Annotated in this window: 19 protein-coding genes; 9 read left to right on the top strand and 10 right to left on the bottom strand. The window is 35.9% G+C overall.

Going from position 1 to position 18,801, the window contains the following annotated elements; genetic code table 11:
* Positions 1-26: 26 nt before the first annotated feature.
* The gene (locus B0A68_RS12435) at positions 27-1,985 is read left to right on the top strand and encodes an LTA synthase family protein (protein ID WP_035680760.1); all 1,959 of its coding nucleotides are present in this window, start codon (positions 27-29) and stop codon (positions 1,983-1,985) included.
* Entirely contained in the window at positions 1,985-2,866 is an 882-nt protein-coding gene (locus tag B0A68_RS12430) for a diacylglycerol/lipid kinase family protein (protein WP_035680758.1), read from the top strand. Before B0A68_RS12435 ends, B0A68_RS12430 begins: the two co-directional genes overlap by 1 nt.
* Before the next feature lie 77 nt (positions 2,867-2,943).
* Here the strand turns inward: B0A68_RS12430 and B0A68_RS12425 are convergent, their stop codons facing one another.
* The 3 genes from B0A68_RS12425 to B0A68_RS12415 all read right to left on the bottom strand — a co-directional run bounded on the left by B0A68_RS12425 (position 2,944) and on the right by B0A68_RS12415 (position 6,376).
* Positions 2,944-3,702, bottom strand: a complete 759-nt coding sequence (locus B0A68_RS12425; protein ID WP_084678968.1) for a phosphatase PAP2 family protein — start codon at positions 3,700-3,702, stop codon at positions 2,944-2,946.
* Between the two features lie 1,183 nt (positions 3,703-4,885).
* On the bottom strand, positions 4,886-5,323 hold the full coding sequence (locus B0A68_RS12420; protein WP_035680753.1) for a nuclear transport factor 2 family protein: 438 nt from the start codon (positions 5,321-5,323) through the stop codon (positions 4,886-4,888).
* A gap of 15 nt (positions 5,324-5,338) precedes the next feature.
* Positions 5,339-6,376 carry an NADP-dependent oxidoreductase gene (locus B0A68_RS12415; RefSeq protein ID WP_205623776.1) on the bottom strand — a complete coding sequence of 346 codons (1,038 nt, stop codon included), beginning with the start codon at positions 6,374-6,376 and terminating at the stop codon, positions 5,339-5,341.
* 121 nt (positions 6,377-6,497) lie between these two features.
* Between B0A68_RS12415 and B0A68_RS12410 the strand changes: the two genes are divergently transcribed.
* From B0A68_RS12410 to B0A68_RS24335, 7 genes are all read left to right on the top strand, one after another.
* Positions 6,498-6,833 (top strand): winged helix-turn-helix transcriptional regulator, encoded by a 336-nt coding sequence (locus B0A68_RS12410; protein WP_035680751.1) that lies wholly within the window; start codon positions 6,498-6,500, stop codon positions 6,831-6,833.
* Between the two features lie 19 nt (positions 6,834-6,852).
* Positions 6,853-7,395: a DUF4269 domain-containing protein gene (locus B0A68_RS12405; RefSeq protein ID WP_035680749.1), complete on the top strand. Its 543-nt coding sequence runs from the start codon at positions 6,853-6,855 to the stop codon at positions 7,393-7,395.
* Between the two features lie 330 nt (positions 7,396-7,725).
* Positions 7,726-8,628, top strand: a complete 903-nt coding sequence (locus tag B0A68_RS12400; RefSeq protein WP_035680747.1) for an NmrA family NAD(P)-binding protein — start codon at positions 7,726-7,728, stop codon at positions 8,626-8,628.
* 11 nt (positions 8,629-8,639) lie between these two features.
* Positions 8,640-9,377: an SDR family oxidoreductase gene (locus B0A68_RS12395; protein WP_035680746.1), complete on the top strand. Its 738-nt coding sequence runs from the start codon at positions 8,640-8,642 to the stop codon at positions 9,375-9,377.
* 35 nt (positions 9,378-9,412) lie between these two features.
* Entirely contained in the window at positions 9,413-10,327 is a 915-nt protein-coding gene (locus B0A68_RS12390; RefSeq protein WP_035680743.1) for a helix-turn-helix domain-containing protein, read from the top strand.
* Positions 10,328-10,655: 328 nt separating this feature from the next.
* Complete coding sequence (locus B0A68_RS12385) at positions 10,656-11,285, top strand: SMI1/KNR4 family protein (RefSeq protein ID WP_035680740.1); 630 nt, start codon at positions 10,656-10,658, stop codon at positions 11,283-11,285.
* Between the two features lie 114 nt (positions 11,286-11,399).
* Positions 11,400-11,690: a hypothetical protein gene (locus tag B0A68_RS24335; protein WP_123947506.1), complete on the top strand. Its 291-nt coding sequence runs from the start codon at positions 11,400-11,402 to the stop codon at positions 11,688-11,690.
* 638 nt (positions 11,691-12,328) lie between these two features.
* Here the strand turns inward: B0A68_RS24335 and B0A68_RS12380 are convergent.
* The 7 genes from B0A68_RS12380 to B0A68_RS12350 all read right to left on the bottom strand — a co-directional run.
* Complete coding sequence (locus B0A68_RS12380; protein ID WP_035680737.1) at positions 12,329-13,060, bottom strand: SDR family NAD(P)-dependent oxidoreductase; 732 nt, start codon at positions 13,058-13,060, stop codon at positions 12,329-12,331.
* A 189-nt stretch (positions 13,061-13,249) separates the two neighbouring features.
* Complete coding sequence (locus B0A68_RS12375; RefSeq protein WP_035680735.1) at positions 13,250-14,296, bottom strand: alpha/beta hydrolase; 1,047 nt, start codon at positions 14,294-14,296, stop codon at positions 13,250-13,252.
* Between the two features lie 96 nt (positions 14,297-14,392).
* Positions 14,393-15,139, bottom strand: coding sequence for an SDR family oxidoreductase (locus tag B0A68_RS12370; RefSeq protein ID WP_035680734.1), 747 nt, complete (start codon positions 15,137-15,139; stop codon positions 14,393-14,395).
* A 36-nt stretch (positions 15,140-15,175) separates the two neighbouring features.
* A complete protein-coding gene (locus tag B0A68_RS12365) occupies positions 15,176-15,496 on the bottom strand; it encodes a cupin domain-containing protein (RefSeq protein WP_240475223.1) in 321 nt (106 codons plus the stop codon).
* 82 nt (positions 15,497-15,578) lie between these two features.
* Complete coding sequence (locus B0A68_RS12360) at positions 15,579-16,244, bottom strand: IS6 family transposase (RefSeq protein WP_035680727.1); 666 nt, start codon at positions 16,242-16,244, stop codon at positions 15,579-15,581.
* 451 nt (positions 16,245-16,695) lie between these two features.
* A complete protein-coding gene (locus B0A68_RS12355; RefSeq protein ID WP_035680725.1) occupies positions 16,696-17,610 on the bottom strand; it encodes a PorP/SprF family type IX secretion system membrane protein in 915 nt (304 codons plus the stop codon).
* 3 nt (positions 17,611-17,613) lie between these two features.
* Positions 17,614-18,801 (bottom strand): T9SS type B sorting domain-containing protein (locus B0A68_RS12350; RefSeq protein WP_123947505.1); only part of this gene is annotated, 1,188 nt, incomplete at its 5' end.

Genomic DNA, 18,801 nt, shown 5'->3' with positions numbered 1-18,801 from the left:
AATTTGCTTTTCAATACTAAAAATATATGAATAAATTATCTTCAAAATACGGCAGATATTCGCTGTTGTTTCATTTCATTATCTGGTTTTTAACCCTTTCACTGTTGCTGAGAATTGCTTTTTTTATATGGCAATATGACGAAGTTTCTTGGAGTTTAATTTCCATTTTAAGAACATTCTTTACAGGTTTGTTTTTTGATTTTGGTACTGTTACTTTCATTTCACTCTGCAGTATATTTTATTATAGTCTAATGCCCAATAAATGGATTGGCTCGATATTAGATAAAATCCTTATTTATTTTTTCACATCACTGGTGGTCTTTATTCTTGTATTTACTTTTTTTGCCGAATTGACATTTTGGGATGAATTCAAAACCCGATTTAATTTTATAGCCGTTGATTATCTTATCTATACACATGAAGTTGTAGCCAATATTAAACAGTCTTATCCGCTTCCTTTGCTAATTGGCGGGGTTTTACTGTTAAGTGCAGCATTTCTGTTTCTTTTTTATCAAAGAGGAGCCTTTACAACGACCTTTACGTCTAAAGCGACTTTTAAAACCAGGCTTTCAGTTTTGTCTTCAGCTATAATTGTCGCTCTGTTTTTTGTTTTTTTTATTACCAATAATCAGGCGGAATGGTCTTCCAACCGCTATAATTCTGAAATTTCAAAGTCCGGAATTTATTCCTTTTTTGCTGCTTTTAGGAATAACCAGATGAAATATGTGGACTTCTATACTTCAATTGATAACGACAGAGCTTTTGGTGTTATAAGAAAAAAACTGGCCGCTGATAATGCTGTTTATTTTAAAAGTGGTTCTTCCATTCACAGAAAAATAACAGACAGCGCTGCTTCCCCTGAAAATAAAAATGTCGTCTTTATTTTAGTGGAAAGCCTTAGCGGAAGTTTTCTTAAGGAGTTCGGAAACAAAGAAAACATAACTCCGTTTCTGGATAGTCTTGCCCAGAAAAGTATCTTTTTTGAGGATTTATATGCCACTGGAACCAGGACCGTCAGAGGTATGGAAGCCGTTACTTTATGCATACCTCCCACGCCGGGCCAGAGCATTGTAAAAAGACCTAATAATCACAATCTTTATACGGTTTCTAATGTTTTTAAATCCAGAAAATACGATTGTAATTTTTTCTATGGCGGAGACGGTTACTTTGATAATATGAACGCCTATTTTGGAGGCAACGGATTTACGATTTACGATCGTGGACGGGGAAGCGTTTTGAGCGACGAAATTAAAACGATCCGAAATAATATCAATGATAGCGAAGTAACGTTTGAAAATGCATGGGGAATTTGTGACGAGGACATTTTCAATAAAATGCTAAAAGTGGCAGACGCGCAATACAAAGCCGGAAAGCCATTTTTCAATTTTGTTATGACAACATCCAATCACAGGCCTTTTACTTATCCGTCAGGAAAAATTGATATTCCATCGGGAACAAGCCGACAAGGAGCGGTAAAATATACCGATTTTGCCCTGAAGGAACTATTCAAAAAAGCCAAAACAAAACCCTGGTTCAAGAATACTGTCTTTGTTATCATTGCTGACCATTGTGCCAGCAGTGCCGGAAAGGACGAAATAGATGTTGCCAATTACCATATTCCCGCTTTTATTGTAAATTTAGATGAAAATCAGAATCAAAAAATAGCCACGCAATGTTCGCAAATAGACTTGTGGCCTACCCTTTTTTCTTTGTTTCACTGGAACTATGAATCTGATTTTTTTGGAAAAAATGTTTTGGATAACCGTTTTGAACAACGTGCTGTTATGGGAACTTATCGCAAACTGGTTTTGATGAAAAAAGATAAAGTAATGATTTTATCAGACCAGAAAAAGCAGGCCTTTTACTCCTGGAACAAAAAAGATAACAGCCTTAAAGCTCTTACTATCGACGAGTCATTTTTAGAAGAAACAATTTCGTGGTACCAGACTGCCGATTTTCTTTTTACCAATAAACTTTTAAAATAATGATTTATATTCATTTTATAATCAATCCAATATCGGGAAGCGGCAAACACAACCTTTCTGCTTCCTATATTTTAAGTCAATTTTCAAAAGAGGAGTATAAAATTCAAGTTGATTACACCAACCAGAAAAAGCATGCCATAGTACTCACAAAAGCTGCTATTACTAGAAATCCCGATTATATAATTGCTTGCGGTGGGGACGGAACCATCAATGAAGTAGCTTCATGCCTTGTGGGAACTTCAATTAAGTTAGGGATTATTCCCGTAGGTTCAGGAAACGGACTCGCCTCTAACTTGAATATTCCCAGAAATTTTGACAAAGCGATTGCTATTATAAAAAAAGGAAATTCAACAGCCATGGATGTTGGGCAATTGAATCACAAATACTTTTTCAGCAATATGGGCATTGGTATTGATGCCATGATTATCAAGAAATATGAGAGAGCAGGAAAAAGAACACTTCCCGCTTATATCAAGGCTGCATTATCTTCCAGCTTAGAATTTAAACCCCAAAAAACCATTGTACATTATAACGATCAGATTGTGGAAACAGATCCTTTGATGTTATTCATATCCAACTCAAACGAAATGGGTTATAATATGAGCCTAACCCCAAAAGCAAGTCTTCACGACGGATTACTTGATATGATTATTATACCGAAATTGTCCTTTCCAGAAAAAATTATGCTGGGTTATCATGTGCTTCGAAATTCAATTGAAAAATTTGAAAAGGCAAGACACTTTTTAGTAAAGAATATTCAAATCGAAATGCCTTCCAAAATCTTCATTGATGCCCAAATTGACGGAGAAAGGTATAATTTAAAAACAAATAAAATAAAAGTAAGCATACTTCCGGGCGCTTTGCAGGTTCTTGTTTTATAAAAACATAAATTCCATAGAGAGACTTACATAATCTGTCTATGGAAATTAATTTTGTAGTTCCTAAATTATTTACTGCTTTAAAATTGCCTTACGAAACTGCATCCCAGTTCTTTTCCGTTATAAAAAGGCATAATCATCGATGTGGTTTTATTTTCTTTTGAGGATTTAAAGACCTTATTCTGCAGATAAGGATAAATCCAATACGCAGCTTTTGTGCTTAATATTCCTATACCTGCGCCCGCCACTACATCTGTAAGCCAGTGCCTGTCATTATACATTCTAAAAAGTCCCGTTCCTGTAGCTACTGCGTATCCTGCAATTCCGTACCAAATGGATTGGTCCTTGTATTCCTGATACATAAATTCGGCTCCCGCAAAAGCAGTGGCCGTGTGCCCTGATGGAAATGAATTATTAGAAGATCCGTCCGGTCTTTCAACTTTAGTAATATTTTTCAGGGCAAATACCGACACGCTCATCATCAAATAAGAACTGGCCAAAATAATAGAGCGGTCTTTTAGGTTATTTTTCCCTTTTAAGCCAAAAGCATTAAGTGCATAAACAGAAGCTGCAGGTGCCCACTGAGAAAAATCATCAATTGAAACTTTATGATCAATATCCTCATTTACTTCTTCCTTAATTTCTGAATTATAACTCTTAAGCTGATCACTTTCCAAACCAATAAATCCATATCCCAAAAGAACCCCGGGAATGATTAATTGTTTGTAATTAAATTTTAAATTGGGCAGGGTATCTTGTACAGCAATTGTATCACTTATTGTGTTTTGTGCATAAATCGAAGTCATACCAAAAAGGAATAAGAGGAAGGTTTTTAACATTTTAGAAAAGATTAGAAATTACTAATTACGCCTGTTGAAATAAAAAATAAACGTAGTTTTTCCCCATAGAAAACAGATTAAATTAAGTGATAGGTTTTTATCTTAAAGATTAATTATAAGGCAAAGTTGAAGATGAAATCTGAAGAAATTCTGTATTTGTAGTGTTGAAATTTATTTTAACATATTATATCTAAAAAAGCATCGATAAAATTTGCCAAAGACTGGCCAAAATAATTTCGTTCAAGAAATTATAAAAAGGGAAAGGATTAAAGATAAAAGTTTTGTCAGCGGCTTATGAAATTATTATTGAAAAACTACGCCGAAACATAAAACATGGATTCAGCTTTTTAGCCCCGATAGCAGTGGAAATCCTTTTGTGCCGGGGTTCGGCACAAAAGATTGGAACGGATAGCGGGAAAAAGCTCCAAAAAATTATATAAACCCTAAAAATTATATTACATACAAGCCTGATAATAAATCACAAAGCACAAACGCAGGACAAGCACACCCATACTACCCAGCCTATACCACCACACCCCTTTAAAAAAAACAACAGCAATAATTTAATTAAAAAAATAAAATGGAAAATTCCGATACAACAAAAAATTACGACAAGCACCACCGTAATTCCCAAAACCAAACCAAAGACCCAAAACCCGCAGCCAAAAACAGCAAACCCCTATGACCCGCAGAACCCTTATAAGGAACCCCAAAGCGGCCCCAAAGACATAACCGGGAAGGACATAGAAAAGGACCTTATAGAGAATGACCCTTCAAAGGGGTCTCATACGGATATTGATACTAAAGAACATGAGGATAAAAGTGGCAAATTTCAAACCATAGCGCCCGAAGAGGATAATGCTGTAAGGAAGGAATTCGAAATTGGGCAGCTTGACCGTGAGGAACTAAAAGAATCTGAACTGGCCAGAAATGAGTCGCATCAAAGCGCACAGGGCAATAAAAAAAGGGCCAATGACTTAAATTAAGTACGAATTGGCCCTTCCATGAAACAGTTAACACTATACAATAAATTCACGATCAAAATGTCGGGAAATTAATGCAGGCTTTGGATGAGCTGTTATGCTAAAATCACAAAAGGCAATGTAGCAGGATACTATTGACTCTGCATAAAAATAAGTGCTATCTATATTCGACAGCACTTATGGTATGTATTCACATCTTATCAATTGATTTCAATCTTATTCTGCCATTCAAAATAACCTACTCTTTTCGCAACCAACCATTTATTATTTTTACGAATGTACTCATCTTCGTAGGTTGCACCGATAGTAGTTTTTATTTTTTTTTCATTCTCATTTCCTATTAGTGTAATTAAACAATAGCATTTCCCTACAGCGTTATCTCCATCTATTGTAACTACCTGCTGACCATTGAAATGATAAACAGTTTCAATATTTTGAAGAAAATTCTCAAATGCTTGTACCATTTCTTTTCTTCCCTCCAGTTTTAAAATTGTTTTTCCTGCCTCTATGGTTTCGGAAATGGCATTTTCTGAAAATAATTGCACTTGATTTTTAAAATCTTTTTTATCTCCAAGAATTGAAATTTTATCAACAAGTTCTTTTAGAGCAATTCTGTCTTCTAAATTTTTTATATTCATATCTAAATATTTTACTTAAACAGTAAGTGCTATTTTTCCTTGAATATGTCCTTTTGCGGCTCTTTCGTGTGCTTTACGAGCTTCTGCTAACGGAAAGACACTATCAATAACAACTTTAATTGTGCCATTATCTAGCAAATCAGCAAGTTCTGAAAGCTGTGAGCCGCTTGACCTTACTTGCGTTGCAGATACGGTAACACCTAATTTTTCGGCTTCATCTGCACCAGAAAAACCCAAAGGAAAAATTGGAAATAAGGCACCTCCTTTTTTAAGTGTTTTTAAGAAGCGACCTGTAGTTGAGCCTCCAACAGAATCGACTACTAAATCAATATCAGAAACTATGTTTTCAGCTGCATCTTTAGTGTAGTCGATAAATTCATCAGCACCAAGCTCACGTAATAATTTTTCTTGTTTACCTGATGCTACTGCAATAACATAAGCTCCTTTCCATTTTGCCAATTGTACTGCAAAATGACCTACACCTCCACCTGCGCCATTTACAAGAATTCTCTTTCCAGAGAGAGAAACTGGTTCGTGTTTGTTAGGTTGTAAGGGATTTGGTTCGTTATGCCCAAGGTCAATCATAAATTGCCAAGCAGTAAGTAATGACATTGGTGCAGCAGCAGCTTGAATAAAATCAATATTTTTGGGTTTAATAGCTATTTCATTAACCGCCACATTCACATATTCAGCATACGCTTGACTCGGTCCATAGCTTGGAAACCGAACCATTGCATACACTTCATCACCGATATAAAATTGATTTACATCTTCACCGACTTCAACAATTACTCCCGAAATATCTGTACCAAGAATAATAGGAAATGCTACTATAGGTTGCCATTCAGGAGGTAACATTTTATAGCCATCTCGTAAATACCAGTCAGGCGGATTTAGTCCTATGGCTTTTACTTTTACTAATACTTCTCCTTTTTTTACTTTAGGAATCGGTGCATCTTCATAACGAAGTACTTCAGGTGTGCCATATTCATGTTGCCTAACTGCTTTCATAACAGTAGGTCTGTCTTTTTTTATTTCTAAACTTGAATTCATTTTTATTTGTTATTATAGTGAGCAGCAAAATTAAATTATATATATCTTTGTGGCAAGTATGTACTTTAATGTATGATACGTACCAAAAATAATGTATTACTGATTATCAATTAATTAAAAAATGAAAAAGAAGGAAAAAATTTGTCCAGAAGAAACAACTTGTTCAGTTGATTTCGCTTTTAAACGTATTGGAGGCAAATACAAAGGCAGAATTTTGTGGTATTTACACGAGCATACCATCTTGCGTTATGGGGAATTAAGTAGAACAATGCCAGATATTACCACCAAAATGCTGACACAAACTCTAAAAGAATTGGAAAGCGATAACTTGATTAACAGAAAAGTATATCACGAAGTACCTCCAAAAGTAGAATACAAATTGACAGAAGTAGGGCAAGAACTTATTCCTTTTATCAGTTATCTTAAAGATTGGGGAGATAAACAAATTGAGAAATGAAAAAAAAGTGTAATTGGATATGAATTTTGACAACATAGAATATTTGCAACGTGGCAACAACCGACAGCAACAAGCGTATTCTACCTTGACCAACAATCAAATTTTAGTAAAACTCAAATATTTTGACCCTATTCTTGTCGGGACAATACCAATTGATATTGACATTGAAAGTAGCGACCTTGATATTGTATGCTGTTTTGCCCACAAACAAGAATTTATAATAACAATCACCGACAGTTTTAGAAACGAAGGTAATTTTACAATCAGGGAGCAAAAAAGCATATCTGATTTTTCTATTGTAGCCAACTTTTTTGTAGATAATTTTGAAATTGAAATTTTTGGACAAAGCACTCCAACAAGACAACAATTTGCATACAGACACTTAATAGTTGAGAATTATTTACTTAACAAATACGGAGAGAAATTCAGGCAGCAGATTATTGAACTCAAACGACAAGGACATAAGACAGAACCTGCATTTGCAATAGCACTTGAATTGACAGGCGATCCTTATACTGAACTACTAAAATATGAAACAGAGGACAAAAGCCCGAACCGCTAACAAAAACTTTGATAAGTCGGGGCTGACGGAAGTTATTGAACATTTGTGACAGAAAATCGGGCAGCCACTAACATTGCATTGGCATTATGGCGGCTGAAGAATATAGGCTCAACATTTGTACTACTATTTAGCTTTTGTACTATATTCGGCTGACGGAATTCTATTTCCGCCACAACGCCAATGCTTCAACGTTAGCGGTAATGGTACGACACACCCAGCAAACTCGACAATTTCGACAACATCCTCATTTCAGTTACGAAATTCCCCAATTAGGTTACTTCTCTTTTTTACTTGTTGCTGACCTTTGTATCAACAAAATAAAACAGAAATATGAAAATAGTAATTACAGGTTCTTTGGGGAACATAGGAAAATCACTTACACCAATTTTGGTGCAAAATGGACATTCAGTAACAGTCATCAGTAGTAAAGCCGAAAGACAAAATGACATTGAAGTATTGGGTGCAAAACCGGCTATTGGCACTATGAATGATGTCGGTTTTCTAACCGAAACTTTCAAAGGTGCTGATATAGTTTACTTGATGGAAGCTTGGGAAGGAATCGGCAATATTTTTGATAAAGAAGTCGATTTTTTAGCTGGATTTCATCTTATAGGTAACAATTACAAACAAGCCATTGAAAATTCTGGAGTAAAAAAAATCGTGCATTTAAGTAGTGTGGGGGCTCACAGTGCTAGTGGCTATGGATCGCTTTCTGCTCATTATGATGTGGAAAACATTTTACAACAAATTCCAAATGATGTTTCTATCAAATTTATGCGACCAACAGGTTTTTACAACAATTTATTCAGGTCGATGCAATCTATAAAAGAAAAAGGTGCAATTATTTCAAATCACGGTGGTAATAAAAAAGAACCTTGGGTGTCGCCATTTGATATTGCTGATGCCATTGCCGAAGAAATGGAATTGCCTTTTGAAGGAAGAACAGTGCGTTATATAGCAAGTGATGAAGTTTCACCCAACGAACTAGTGAAAATTTTGGGAGAAGCTATCGGAAGCCCTGATTTGAAGTGGATTGAAATTTCAGATGAAGAAATGTTAAAAGGAATGCTGGATATGGGAGTAAATACGAAAATTGCCGAAGGAATGGTAGAAATGCAAGCAAGTCAGCGTAGTGGTTTGTTGTTTGAAGACTTTTATCGCAACAAACCAATAATGGGTAAAATAAAATTTACAGATTTTGCTAAAGATTTTGCATTGGCATATAACAGTTAAAGACACATAAAATGAGGACAGTATTAATAACAGGAGCCAACAAAAGCATTGGCTTCGAAACAGCAAGACAACTATTACAAAATGGCTATTATGTTTTTTTAGGCAGTCGAAATTTAGAAAATGGCTTGACAGCAGTTGAAAAACTTAAAGCCGATGGTTTAATACATGTTGAAATAATACAATTGGATGTTACAAATGATGATTCAGTAAAATCGGCAAGAATTGAAATTGGTAAAAAAACGGAAATTTTAGATGTGCTTATCAACAATGCAGGTATTAACGGTGGATGGCCTCAAGCTGCTTTGGAAGCTAGTATTGACCAATTCAAACTGGTATTTGAAACCAATTTATATGGTGTAGTAAGAGTTACACAAGCCTTTATCGATATGTTGCATAAATCTTCACAACCACGTATAGTAAATGTATCATCAAGTGGATGTTCACTTACTTTACATTGCGATCCTACTTGGAAATATTATACACATAAGGCGGCAGTTTATCCAGCATCAAAAGCAGCATTGAATATGTACACTATCAATTTGGCTTATGAATTACGAGATACTCCATTTAAAGTAAATGCCGTTTGTCCTGGATTTGTTGCTACCGATTTTAATGGACATCGTGGCACTGGAACCGTTCAAGAAGCAGGTACAAGAATAGCAAAATATGCAATGATTGATGAAAATGGACCAACTGGAAAATTTATTAGTGAAGAACACAATCCAGAAACGGGGGATTGTCCTTGGTAAAAACCTATTACTTATAAATTTTGTAAATTTGAAAAATGAAAAAAGAAGAAAATTCATTGTATAAATTTGAATCATTAAGCGACTTTCATCAGGTATTTGGGCTACAAAAGCCCTTACACCCGATGGTTAGTTTTATTGATATTAATGAAATAAAAAAACTGCCAGAAGATTTTCCAAAAGCGATGGTAATGAATTTTTATAAGATTTCTTATAAAACAGGACTTTGCGGTCAAGCAAAATACGGACAAAATTATTATGATTTTGGCGAAGGAGGTTTGGTGTTTACTTCGCCCAATCAAATTTTTGAAAGCCCAAGCGGAAATTCTGCAAGCGGTTTCTTGTTACTTATTCATCCTGATTTCTTTTTGACATATTCATTGGCAAAGAAAATAAAGGAATATGGCTTCTTTTCGTATGCTGTCAATGAAGCTCTGCATTTATCGGACAAAGAGAAAGAAACCATTTTATCCATTTTCAATATAATTGACGAAGAATTAAAAAGCAGAATAGACGATTTTAGCCAAGATGTAATAATAGCTCAAATTGAATTGTTACTTAACTATTGCAACCGTTTTTACAAAAGGCAATTTATTACCCGAAAAGCAATAAACAATGACTTATTACAAAAATTGGAAGAAATTTTAGACAATTATTTTAACAACTCAAGCTCAATACAACAAGGCATTCCAACAGTGCAATTATTGGCTGATAAACTGAATATGTCGTCCAGTTATTTGAGTGATATGTTGCGTTCAATAACAGGACAAAACGCACAGCAACACATTCAAATCAAACTTATTGAAAAAGCAAAAGAGAAATTATCTACTACCAATTTATCTATTTCAGAAATAGCATATGAATTGGGTTTTGAGCATTCGCAGAGTTTCAGTAGGTTATTCAAAAGCAAAAGCGGAATATGCCCTTTGAAGTTTCGGCAATCCTTCAATTAATCTATAAAATACAATTTTATTGTTTCAATAGATAAACCAAATATAAAAAATTGAATCCCAAAATAAACCTCCTACTTTCCAACATCAACGATCAACTCAATTTTCTTGATTTAGAATTTATCGACCCTATCAAACATTCCGAAAAAAAGCAAATGAAATAAGGGCTACTGCTAACAAATACAACGGATTTAGGCAATAGTCTTAATGGAAAGCTGATTTTGTACTTGAAAAATTAGTCATTAACCAAAACTTACTGCTTACCTACTCCACCATATTGCCAAGCGGCCAAACGTAGCGGATATATTTAAAACAAAACAAAAAAAGGAACATGACTGTAAACAAAGTAATTGCAACATTTAAAAACAAACTGGATATTTTCGAAACCTTAATGAATAAAGGCCTAAAAGATTTTGAAATAGATGACTTTCAAAAATATGTAAAACAGGACTTGCCTTCAGAGTACATTGAATTATTAAAAAATTACAATGGAGAAAAGCATATTCTTTGTTGCATGGCGGGATTTGGTTTTTCAAATATTGAACAGGTTAAAATTAATTGGGATTCTTTTAATAATGAAGAGCAAAATAACAGACCTGAGAAAATTTTCCAGAAGCATAAAATAACCCCTTTGTTATTTTCAGATAAAAGAATTCCGTTTGCCCACGATGGTTCGGGGAATTTTTTATGCATAGATTACATACCTAACTTTAGTGGTAAAACAGGCCAGATAATATATTTACCGCAAGGAGAACCCGAGCCAATTTCTGTAATAGCTGATAGTTTTAATGATTTTTTACTATTTTTAATAGCATCCATTAAAAATGAAAGTTTGAAATTAGTGGATGAAAGAGAGGATTGGGATCAAGAAGATTGGCATATGGCTGATTTATATTTTTACAAAACCTGGAAAAATGATTGGACTGATATTGCTGATAACTATAATCAAAATCACCAATAATATATCTGCTAACAATCACTGCAACATATTTGTGCAATTGAGTTATTCCCAGGCCAGAGCGCATCTTGCTGTGTACGCAATCAAAATCAATAAAGTATTTCCAAAACAATTTCGATGTATTCAACCAAGATATTTTCCGGTTTATGTTTCTTTATAGGTCTGCTGCTTCTTGCAGTTGGTACTTACATGAAATTCAATAATATTTTATCAAATGGTCAATCCTACAAAACCCGTTTAGGAACCAGCATGAATTCCGGATCCATTAACGGAAATGGAGCGTTATTTTTTGGCATACTCATTTTAATAGTATCTCTCGTTAGTTTCCGAATTTATATTTCCCAAAAGAAAGAGAGAAACAAAAGACTCGAAGAAGAAAACACCCTTAATTTAAATGGCATCCAGTAAAAAACGGGGGTACTTCCCTAGCCCCGATAGCAGTGCAAATCCTTTTGTGCCGGTGTTCGGCACAAAAGATTGCAACGGATAGCGGGAAAAAGCTCCAAAAAAATAAGATTAAACCTAAAAAAACAACACCAATAATCTAATCCAAAAAATAAAACAACAAACTCCCATACAACCAAAAATTACCACAAGCACCACCGTAATTCCCAAAACCCGATCAAGGACCCAAAACACGCAGCCAAAAATACCCAGCCCCTATGACCCGCAGCACCCTTATAAGGAACCCCAAAGCGGCCCCAAAGACATAACGGGGAAGGACATAAAAAAGGACCTTATAGAGAATGGCCCTTCAAAGGGGTCTCAAACGGATAGGAATGCCCACAAGAGCGAGGCTGAAAATGATTCCTTTGAAACCATAGCACCCGAAAAGGATAATCCCGTAAAGAAGGAATTCGAAATTGGGAACGTTGGCAACCAGGAGCTTAAAGAAGATGAAATCACCTGGCATTATTAAACCTTCCCAGCGAAAATTTTAATGTATTGATCCTGAAAAAAAATAAAAAAGGTACCGACAGATTTGCTGGCATTTTCCTGCTCTGCTAATTCTAAATGAATGCTAGGATTCTAAAAAAAAGTATCTTTTATGAAAACGAGATGCCAGTAATCTTGTCGCAAGTGGACAAAAAGCGCTCTTGCAATAAAACATCATCAGCCTGCGGATTGTAACTTACCGGCTTTTTATGATAAAAATAATTTCCGCTTACCTTCACTTTTTCATCACTGCTTCCTGCAAGCCATACCTGAGTTTCATATCCCTTATTTAAATCCTCAGGCGCACCTCTGCCACCCATTTTGGTCGGAACCCAACCCGGATTCAAAGCATTGACATAAACATCCGGCCATTTTCTGGCAACTGCCTTGCAAAGTAGCAGAACATGTAATTTTGTATCGGAATAAGTTATTTTGCCTATTACTTTGTCAAAATATTCAAGTTTTGCATGCCCGCTTTCATGCATGTCAGAGCTTATATAAATTAGCTTTTTAGGCTTTTTGATCAGGCAGGTTAAAATATATGGGGCAAGGGTATTTACTGCAAGAAGCTCAGGCGCCGGGTAATAATAAACACCCGCATTGTGAATAACAGCATCAAAGCTTCCTAAAGCATTCACTTTTTCTGCCAGCTGTATTGTATCCTCTATATTAGCCAGGTCTCCTATAAGAACTGTTTGTGCATCAGGCGCTTTAGCCAGTGCCTCTCTGCCTCGTTCTTTATTTCTCGCATGAAGGACTACCTGATGACCTTGGGCGATTAATGCGCCAGCTGCCAACAGCCCAAGACCATCTGCCGAGCCGGTGATAAATATTCTCGCCATTTAAAATTTAGTTTCTCAAAAATTATTTACTGATTATATTGTGGCAGTCTTCCATGTATCGTCATTATGGCTTCTGCATATTATAAACTTACAAAAAAAACCTCCAAAATCAAATGACTTTGCAGGTTTAATTAGCGTGAGCGTTAGGAGATGGGGCTAATTGATATTTGATAAAAACCGCGCGATATCTTATTTCAGATTATCATTAAAGAAATGCCCTAATGTATCAAAAGGAATCACATCCACTTTGTCATACAGATCAACGTGAACTGCATTTGGTATAATGATTAATTCTTTTGGCTCATTGGCCTGTTTAAAAACATCTTCACTAAAATATCTTGAATGCGCCTTTTCCCCTGCGATCAATAACATTGGTCGTGGCGCAATTTCCCTTACATAAGAGAGTATCGGCATATTCATAAAAGATATTGGATTGGTTGCAAGCCATGCCCCGTTTGAGTTCACAGAATTAACTTGAAAACCACGCGGGGTTCTGTAATAATCAAAATATTCTTTTATAAATTGCGGTTCATCACCTTTCAATGCTTCCGGTAAATTTCTTGGACCATCTGCCGGTTTTCCTTTTTCAGCATCTTTCCAACGCTGCTCACCTAAATTCTCCAATGTTTTTGTTCTTTGTTCGAGAGTAACTGAATCATTGTAGCCTTTCGACATTACTCTGGTCATATCATATAAACTAGTCACAGCAACGGCTTTAACCCTTTTATCAACAGCAGTTGCATTTAAAGCAAAGCCGCCAAAACCACAAATCCCGATGATCCCAATTTTATTTCTGTCAACATTTTTCTGCAATCCCAAAAAATCAACCGCAGCGCTAAAATCTTCGGTATTGATTTCCGGAGAGGCCAGATTTCTTGGCTCGCCACTACTCTCCCCTGTATAAGCCGGGTCGAAAGCCAAAGCAATAAACCCGCGTTCAGCCATTTGATTGGCATATAATCCAGACGATTGCTGTTTCACCGCTCCAAAAGGCCCGCTGATGGCTAATGCAGACAATTTTTCAGTTCCAGCATTTTTAGGAAAGTATAAATCTCCGCTTAAAGTAATACCATAACGGTTTTTGAAGCTCACTTTTTGACGGGTTACCTTATCGCTTAATTGGAATGTATAATTTTCTTTTGATGTGTTCATTTTTTCTGAATTTAATTTTATTTTTTGTGCAAATAATTGCCCTGTGATCAGAAACAATATTGTGATTGCCAATGCTTTTTTCATTTTATGTTTGAATTAATTTTTAATGCTTAAATACCACTCCTGAGTTATGGATTTTTTTTAATTTACTATATTTTCTATATTTGGATCAGAAGTCTATTAAAGCTCCTGCGCTGTTGGGCGAAAGATAATTTCGTTAATGTCTACATCCGAAGGCTGGCTAATTGCAAAAGCCACTACACGGGCAAAACTGTCCGCGCTAATTCCTACTTCGCCTACATAATCCTTGTTGGCCTGCTGGATATCTGCCTCTGAAATATGTTCCAGCAGCTCTGTTTTAACAGCACCCGGACATACAATGGTGGTACGGATATTATAGGGTTTCAGTTCCATACGCAAGCCTTCCGTTAAGGCGCGAACCGCATATTTGGTAGCCGAATAAACTGCAGAGCCGTAAAATACCTTATGGCCTGCCACAGAAGAAGTGTTGATAATCTGGCCAGACTTTTGCTCTTTCATATAAGGCAGAACAGCGGCAATGCCATTAAGAACGCCTTTGATATTCACGTCTATCATGGTGTTCCACTCCTCTACATTCACTCGGTCCATTGGGGACAAAGGCATGACCCCTGCATTATTGAGTATAACATCTACACGTCCAAATTGCCGGACTGCTGAATCAACCAGGTTTTTTACCTGCTCCATATCTGTCACGTCCACTTCTACAGCAAGGGCATGCGCGCCCGTTTGCTGAATATCTTTTGCCAGCTTTTCAATTCTGTCAGCTCTTCTTGCACCAAGTACCACTACAGCGCCAAGTTCTGCCAGATGCCTGGCAGCAGCCTCTCCCATCCCGCTGCTCGCTCCTGTAATGATTACTACTTTATCTTTGATATTATTTTCCATAATTAATTATATTTAATTTCAATTCTTTTTGAAAAACTATTGAACACTTTTATACAACTTATCGGTTACCGCTTCGTTCCAGTTTACAATTCCTTTTTCGGTGTTGGGAACGATGTACAATTGCTGCAAACCCACATCAGCGCTAGCACCGTGCCAATGCCTTACATTTGGCGGACATTTTATGACGTCACCTTTTTTGATAATTTCAACAGGCCTGCCCTCAATCTGATGATAACCAACACCATCGGTAATAATCAGGATTTGACCCGCGGGATGACTGTGCCAGTTGCTTCTTGCACCAGGCTCGAAATAGACATTGCCAACCGCTGTTGTAAAAACACTATCGGCATCAACCAAACCGGTATTGTATGCATTACCTGTAAATAAGGTTCTGTCGCATCTTTCAGAATCAAATATAAGAATTTAAATAATTTAAAATTTAGCCCGCCAATTTACAGAATGATTTAAACATAGATATCCCTGGTCCAATCATCTGATTCTTTCTAAGCATATGCACAACTTCAATTCCACTCAATGTTCGTCTGGCCGATTCAAAACTTTTAAAACCTAATCCGTTTTGTATGCGCCACTTGATAAAACGATGGTCCTGTTCTACAATATTGTTGAGATATTTACACTGTCGGATCTTAATCTTTGAGAATGAACGTTTGTTATATACTTTGATAGCGGCAGTATTAGAACCGCTTTTATCAATATTTATTACTCTTGGACGGGAATTATTACCAATTGCTTTAATTAGAAAAGACTGAGCGCTCATTCTTTGTCTTTTTCTGGTCAAAAGAAAATCAACCGTATTGCCTAATTTATCTACCGCTCGATATAAATAACACCAAATTCCTTTTACTTTGATATATGTCTCATCCAATCTCCAGCTCGTCCCCACTCTGCCTTTTCTCTTCTTCATCTCTGTCTCAAGCAAAGGTGTAAACTTATAGACCCAGCGTTGAATAGTAGCATGATCAACATGAACTCCGCGCATTTTCATGATCTCTTCAACATCCCGATAACTAAGTGTAAATCTTAGTTTGAAATATACTGCCTGAAGAATTATTTGTTTTGGGTAACAATGACCTTTAGTATTCATTTTTTGATCGGTTTAAATTCTAAAGATAAAAGTTATTCCAAGATGCGACAGAACCATTATTAATTTGTTTAGGCTGTAAACTGGATATGCGACTTTTTTGCAATGTTAGATTCTATTAATTCTCAAACTGGAGTTGCCTCCAATTTTACAACAAATAGTTAAGGCGGTTTTATCGAATATTTCAATAGAACAAATTTTGTAGCAAATCGTGGTATTCGGTATTTTCAACAACTAAAAGTTTTGCTAAATCAAGCCCTAAGAAGTTTAGGCTCAAATCTGCAACTGAATAACATTTTAAGTAATGTTAATTATACAACCAAAAGTTAATTTCACTTCTACAGAATTGAAATTTCAAACAAGAAATTCAATATCGATAGAGACCATGGAATCTAGATTCATATATAATGTTCCTTAAAAATATTAAAAGACGCGAAAAAGGCAACTTTTTTTTTTAAAACCCCTTACCGAAACGATAATTAAGTATAATACCATGAGTATTGATATTATTATATTCTTTTAACGCATAACTATAATTATATAATATTTTAAAATTAGCCCCTAGATGAAGTCCCGCCACTAAATTAATTGTTTCGCTAGTACGATATCCTGCTCCAAATTCTACCTTATTTAGGTAATTTATCATTAAATTAAAATCAGCCTGAAGTGGGGCTCCGGAAACGTATTTGATCAGCATGCTGGGATTAATCAATACTTCCTCGAATTGATTGGTAAAAAAACGATAGCCAAAATAACTGTAAAATGGATTTTTGAAATTTATATTTCTTTCTGATGACAATGAATTTCCTAAAAAATTGGGAGCAGAAATCCCCCAGTAAAGCCGATCTCTATTATACAAAATACCAACACCTATGGCAGGCACAAAAGCATTAATATTACTTTGAAATTCAGGATCATTTTCGATTCCCAAACTCAATAAATCTTCGTTATACAATGTTCCGCCTGCACTTATACCAAAAGATATAATATTTGGATCATAAGCCCACCATCTTCCCTGCCCGTATTCCGAATCAAAAAAAATCTTATAAGAATAGGCTCCAAAAAAACTTGCCGCTGTTGTAACCCCTATTTCATCTGTTGAAACTCCACCTGCTAATCCCATATGTTTCGAACGAAGCGGTGCATTTACCGTCAACCCCATGCTTTTGGGACTTCCTTCAACAGCATTAAAAAAACCTGAATTAACGAAAGTTAGATCCGTATTTTCATAGTAACCCGCATGTGCAGGATTAATGACTACGGTATTATAACTATAATTAGCAAATACTGGGGTCTGTTGTGCAAAAATTAAACTGATTTGCATGGTGAATATAACTACAAATGCCGGCGTAAAATATTTATTAGTCATTATTTATCGTTTTAATACAAGGAATCCCTTGTTTTTTTTAAGATGATGCGTGCCTTTTATTTTAATGTCAAAAAAATAAGTTCCCTCTGGAAGAACATCAGCGCCAAGACTTCTTTTATTGTTTGCGATTCCACTAAAAACATTTGTGGCATTATCATAATTTTTAATATAAAAAACCAGATCTCCCCAACGGTTGTATATGTAAACTTCGTTATCAGGATATTTCTCTAAAGTATCAATCTCCCAAAAATCATTTATTCCATCATCATTTGGAGAAAAACCGTATTTTGTATCGTCTTTTAGATCTTGCTCAACAAATACAGTAATACTGTCTTCAGACAGACACCCCTCTAAACTTTTAAAAACTACTGTAAATGTGGTAGTTTCTAAAGGACTTGCAACAGGATTTGCTACAAGTAAATTACTCAGTCCGGCAGCTGCATTCCATTTAAAACTGCCTGTTTCAGCTGCTATTGCGTCAAGCTGAACCGTTTCTCCTTCTTTTATATAGACATCATTTCCGGCATCTGCCAAAACTATTTTTTCAAATACTTTAAAATTACATTTCGAACTATTACCACTCTTATCCTTTGCAGTAATTTCTACAACTGTTTGAGCTGAAAATGCAGTTCCGGCCGCTGGAGTTTGGTTAAATGTTGGTGATGTATCACAATTGTCTAATACAGAAATTAAGGTTCTGTAATCAGGAATTGTCGTTTCTCCACAAGATAAGGTCTGATCTCCAATGCAAGTGATAACTGGTGCCATAGTATCAGCAATTGTTACGGTTTGATTTTGGGTGGATGTATTTACACCGTCACTGTAAGTCCAAACCACTGTTGTCGATGCTGTAATAGGGAAAGTTGTGGTTGTGGTTCCCGTTACAGTTCCCAAACAATTATCCGTCGCCGCTGGAGCTGTAATACTCGCTACGCTGCATTGCGCCGTAACGGCTGGCAGTGAAGCCAAGTTAGCAACTGGTGCCATAGTATCAGCTATCGTTACGGTTTGATTTTGGGTGGATGTATTTGCACCGTCACTATAAGTCCAAACCACTGTTGTCGATGCTGTAATGGGGAAAGTTGTCGTTGTAGTTCCCGTTACAGTTCCCAAACAATTATCCGTCGCCTCTGGTGCTGTGATATTCGCTAAGCTACATTGTGCCGTAACAGCTGGCAGTGAAGCTAAGTT

The organism is Flavobacterium reichenbachii, from assembly GCF_002217435.1.
GTDB classification, from domain to species: Bacteria; Bacteroidota; Bacteroidia; order Flavobacteriales; family Flavobacteriaceae; genus Flavobacterium; species Flavobacterium reichenbachii.
This window is presented reverse-complemented; position numbering and strand designations above follow the sequence as displayed.

Excerpts from the sequence above, each read along its gene's own strand:
- B0A68_RS12435 (WP_035680760.1), top strand. The coding sequence starts at position 27 with ATGAATAAATTATCTTCAAAATACGGCAGATATTCGCTGTTGTTTCAT.
- B0A68_RS12430 (WP_035680758.1), top strand. The coding sequence starts at position 1,985 with ATGATTTATATTCATTTTATAATCAATCCAATATCGGGAAGCGGCAAA.
- B0A68_RS12425 (WP_084678968.1), bottom strand. The coding sequence starts at position 3,702 with ATGTTAAAAACCTTCCTCTTATTCCTTTTTGGTATGACTTCGATTTAT.
- B0A68_RS12420 (WP_035680753.1), bottom strand. The coding sequence starts at position 5,323 with ATGAATATAAAAAATTTAGAAGACAGAATTGCTCTAAAAGAACTTGTT.
- B0A68_RS12415 (WP_205623776.1), bottom strand. The coding sequence starts at position 6,376 with ATGAATTCAAGTTTAGAAATAAAAAAAGACAGACCTACTGTTATGAAA.
- B0A68_RS12410 (WP_035680751.1), top strand. The coding sequence starts at position 6,498 with ATGAAAAAGAAGGAAAAAATTTGTCCAGAAGAAACAACTTGTTCAGTT.
- B0A68_RS12405 (WP_035680749.1), top strand. The coding sequence starts at position 6,853 with ATGAATTTTGACAACATAGAATATTTGCAACGTGGCAACAACCGACAG.
- B0A68_RS12400 (WP_035680747.1), top strand. The coding sequence starts at position 7,726 with ATGAAAATAGTAATTACAGGTTCTTTGGGGAACATAGGAAAATCACTT.
- B0A68_RS12395 (WP_035680746.1), top strand. The coding sequence starts at position 8,640 with ATGAGGACAGTATTAATAACAGGAGCCAACAAAAGCATTGGCTTCGAA.
- B0A68_RS12390 (WP_035680743.1), top strand. The coding sequence starts at position 9,413 with ATGAAAAAAGAAGAAAATTCATTGTATAAATTTGAATCATTAAGCGAC.
- B0A68_RS12385 (WP_035680740.1), top strand. The coding sequence starts at position 10,656 with ATGACTGTAAACAAAGTAATTGCAACATTTAAAAACAAACTGGATATT.
- B0A68_RS24335 (WP_123947506.1), top strand. The coding sequence starts at position 11,400 with ATGTATTCAACCAAGATATTTTCCGGTTTATGTTTCTTTATAGGTCTG.
- B0A68_RS12380 (WP_035680737.1), bottom strand. The coding sequence starts at position 13,060 with ATGGCGAGAATATTTATCACCGGCTCGGCAGATGGTCTTGGGCTGTTG.
- B0A68_RS12375 (WP_035680735.1), bottom strand. The coding sequence starts at position 14,296 with ATGAAAAAAGCATTGGCAATCACAATATTGTTTCTGATCACAGGGCAA.
- B0A68_RS12370 (WP_035680734.1), bottom strand. The coding sequence starts at position 15,139 with ATGGAAAATAATATCAAAGATAAAGTAGTAATCATTACAGGAGCGAGC.
- B0A68_RS12360 (WP_035680727.1), bottom strand. The coding sequence starts at position 16,244 with ATGAATACTAAAGGTCATTGTTACCCAAAACAAATAATTCTTCAGGCA.
- B0A68_RS12355 (WP_035680725.1), bottom strand. The coding sequence starts at position 17,610 with ATGACTAATAAATATTTTACGCCGGCATTTGTAGTTATATTCACCATG.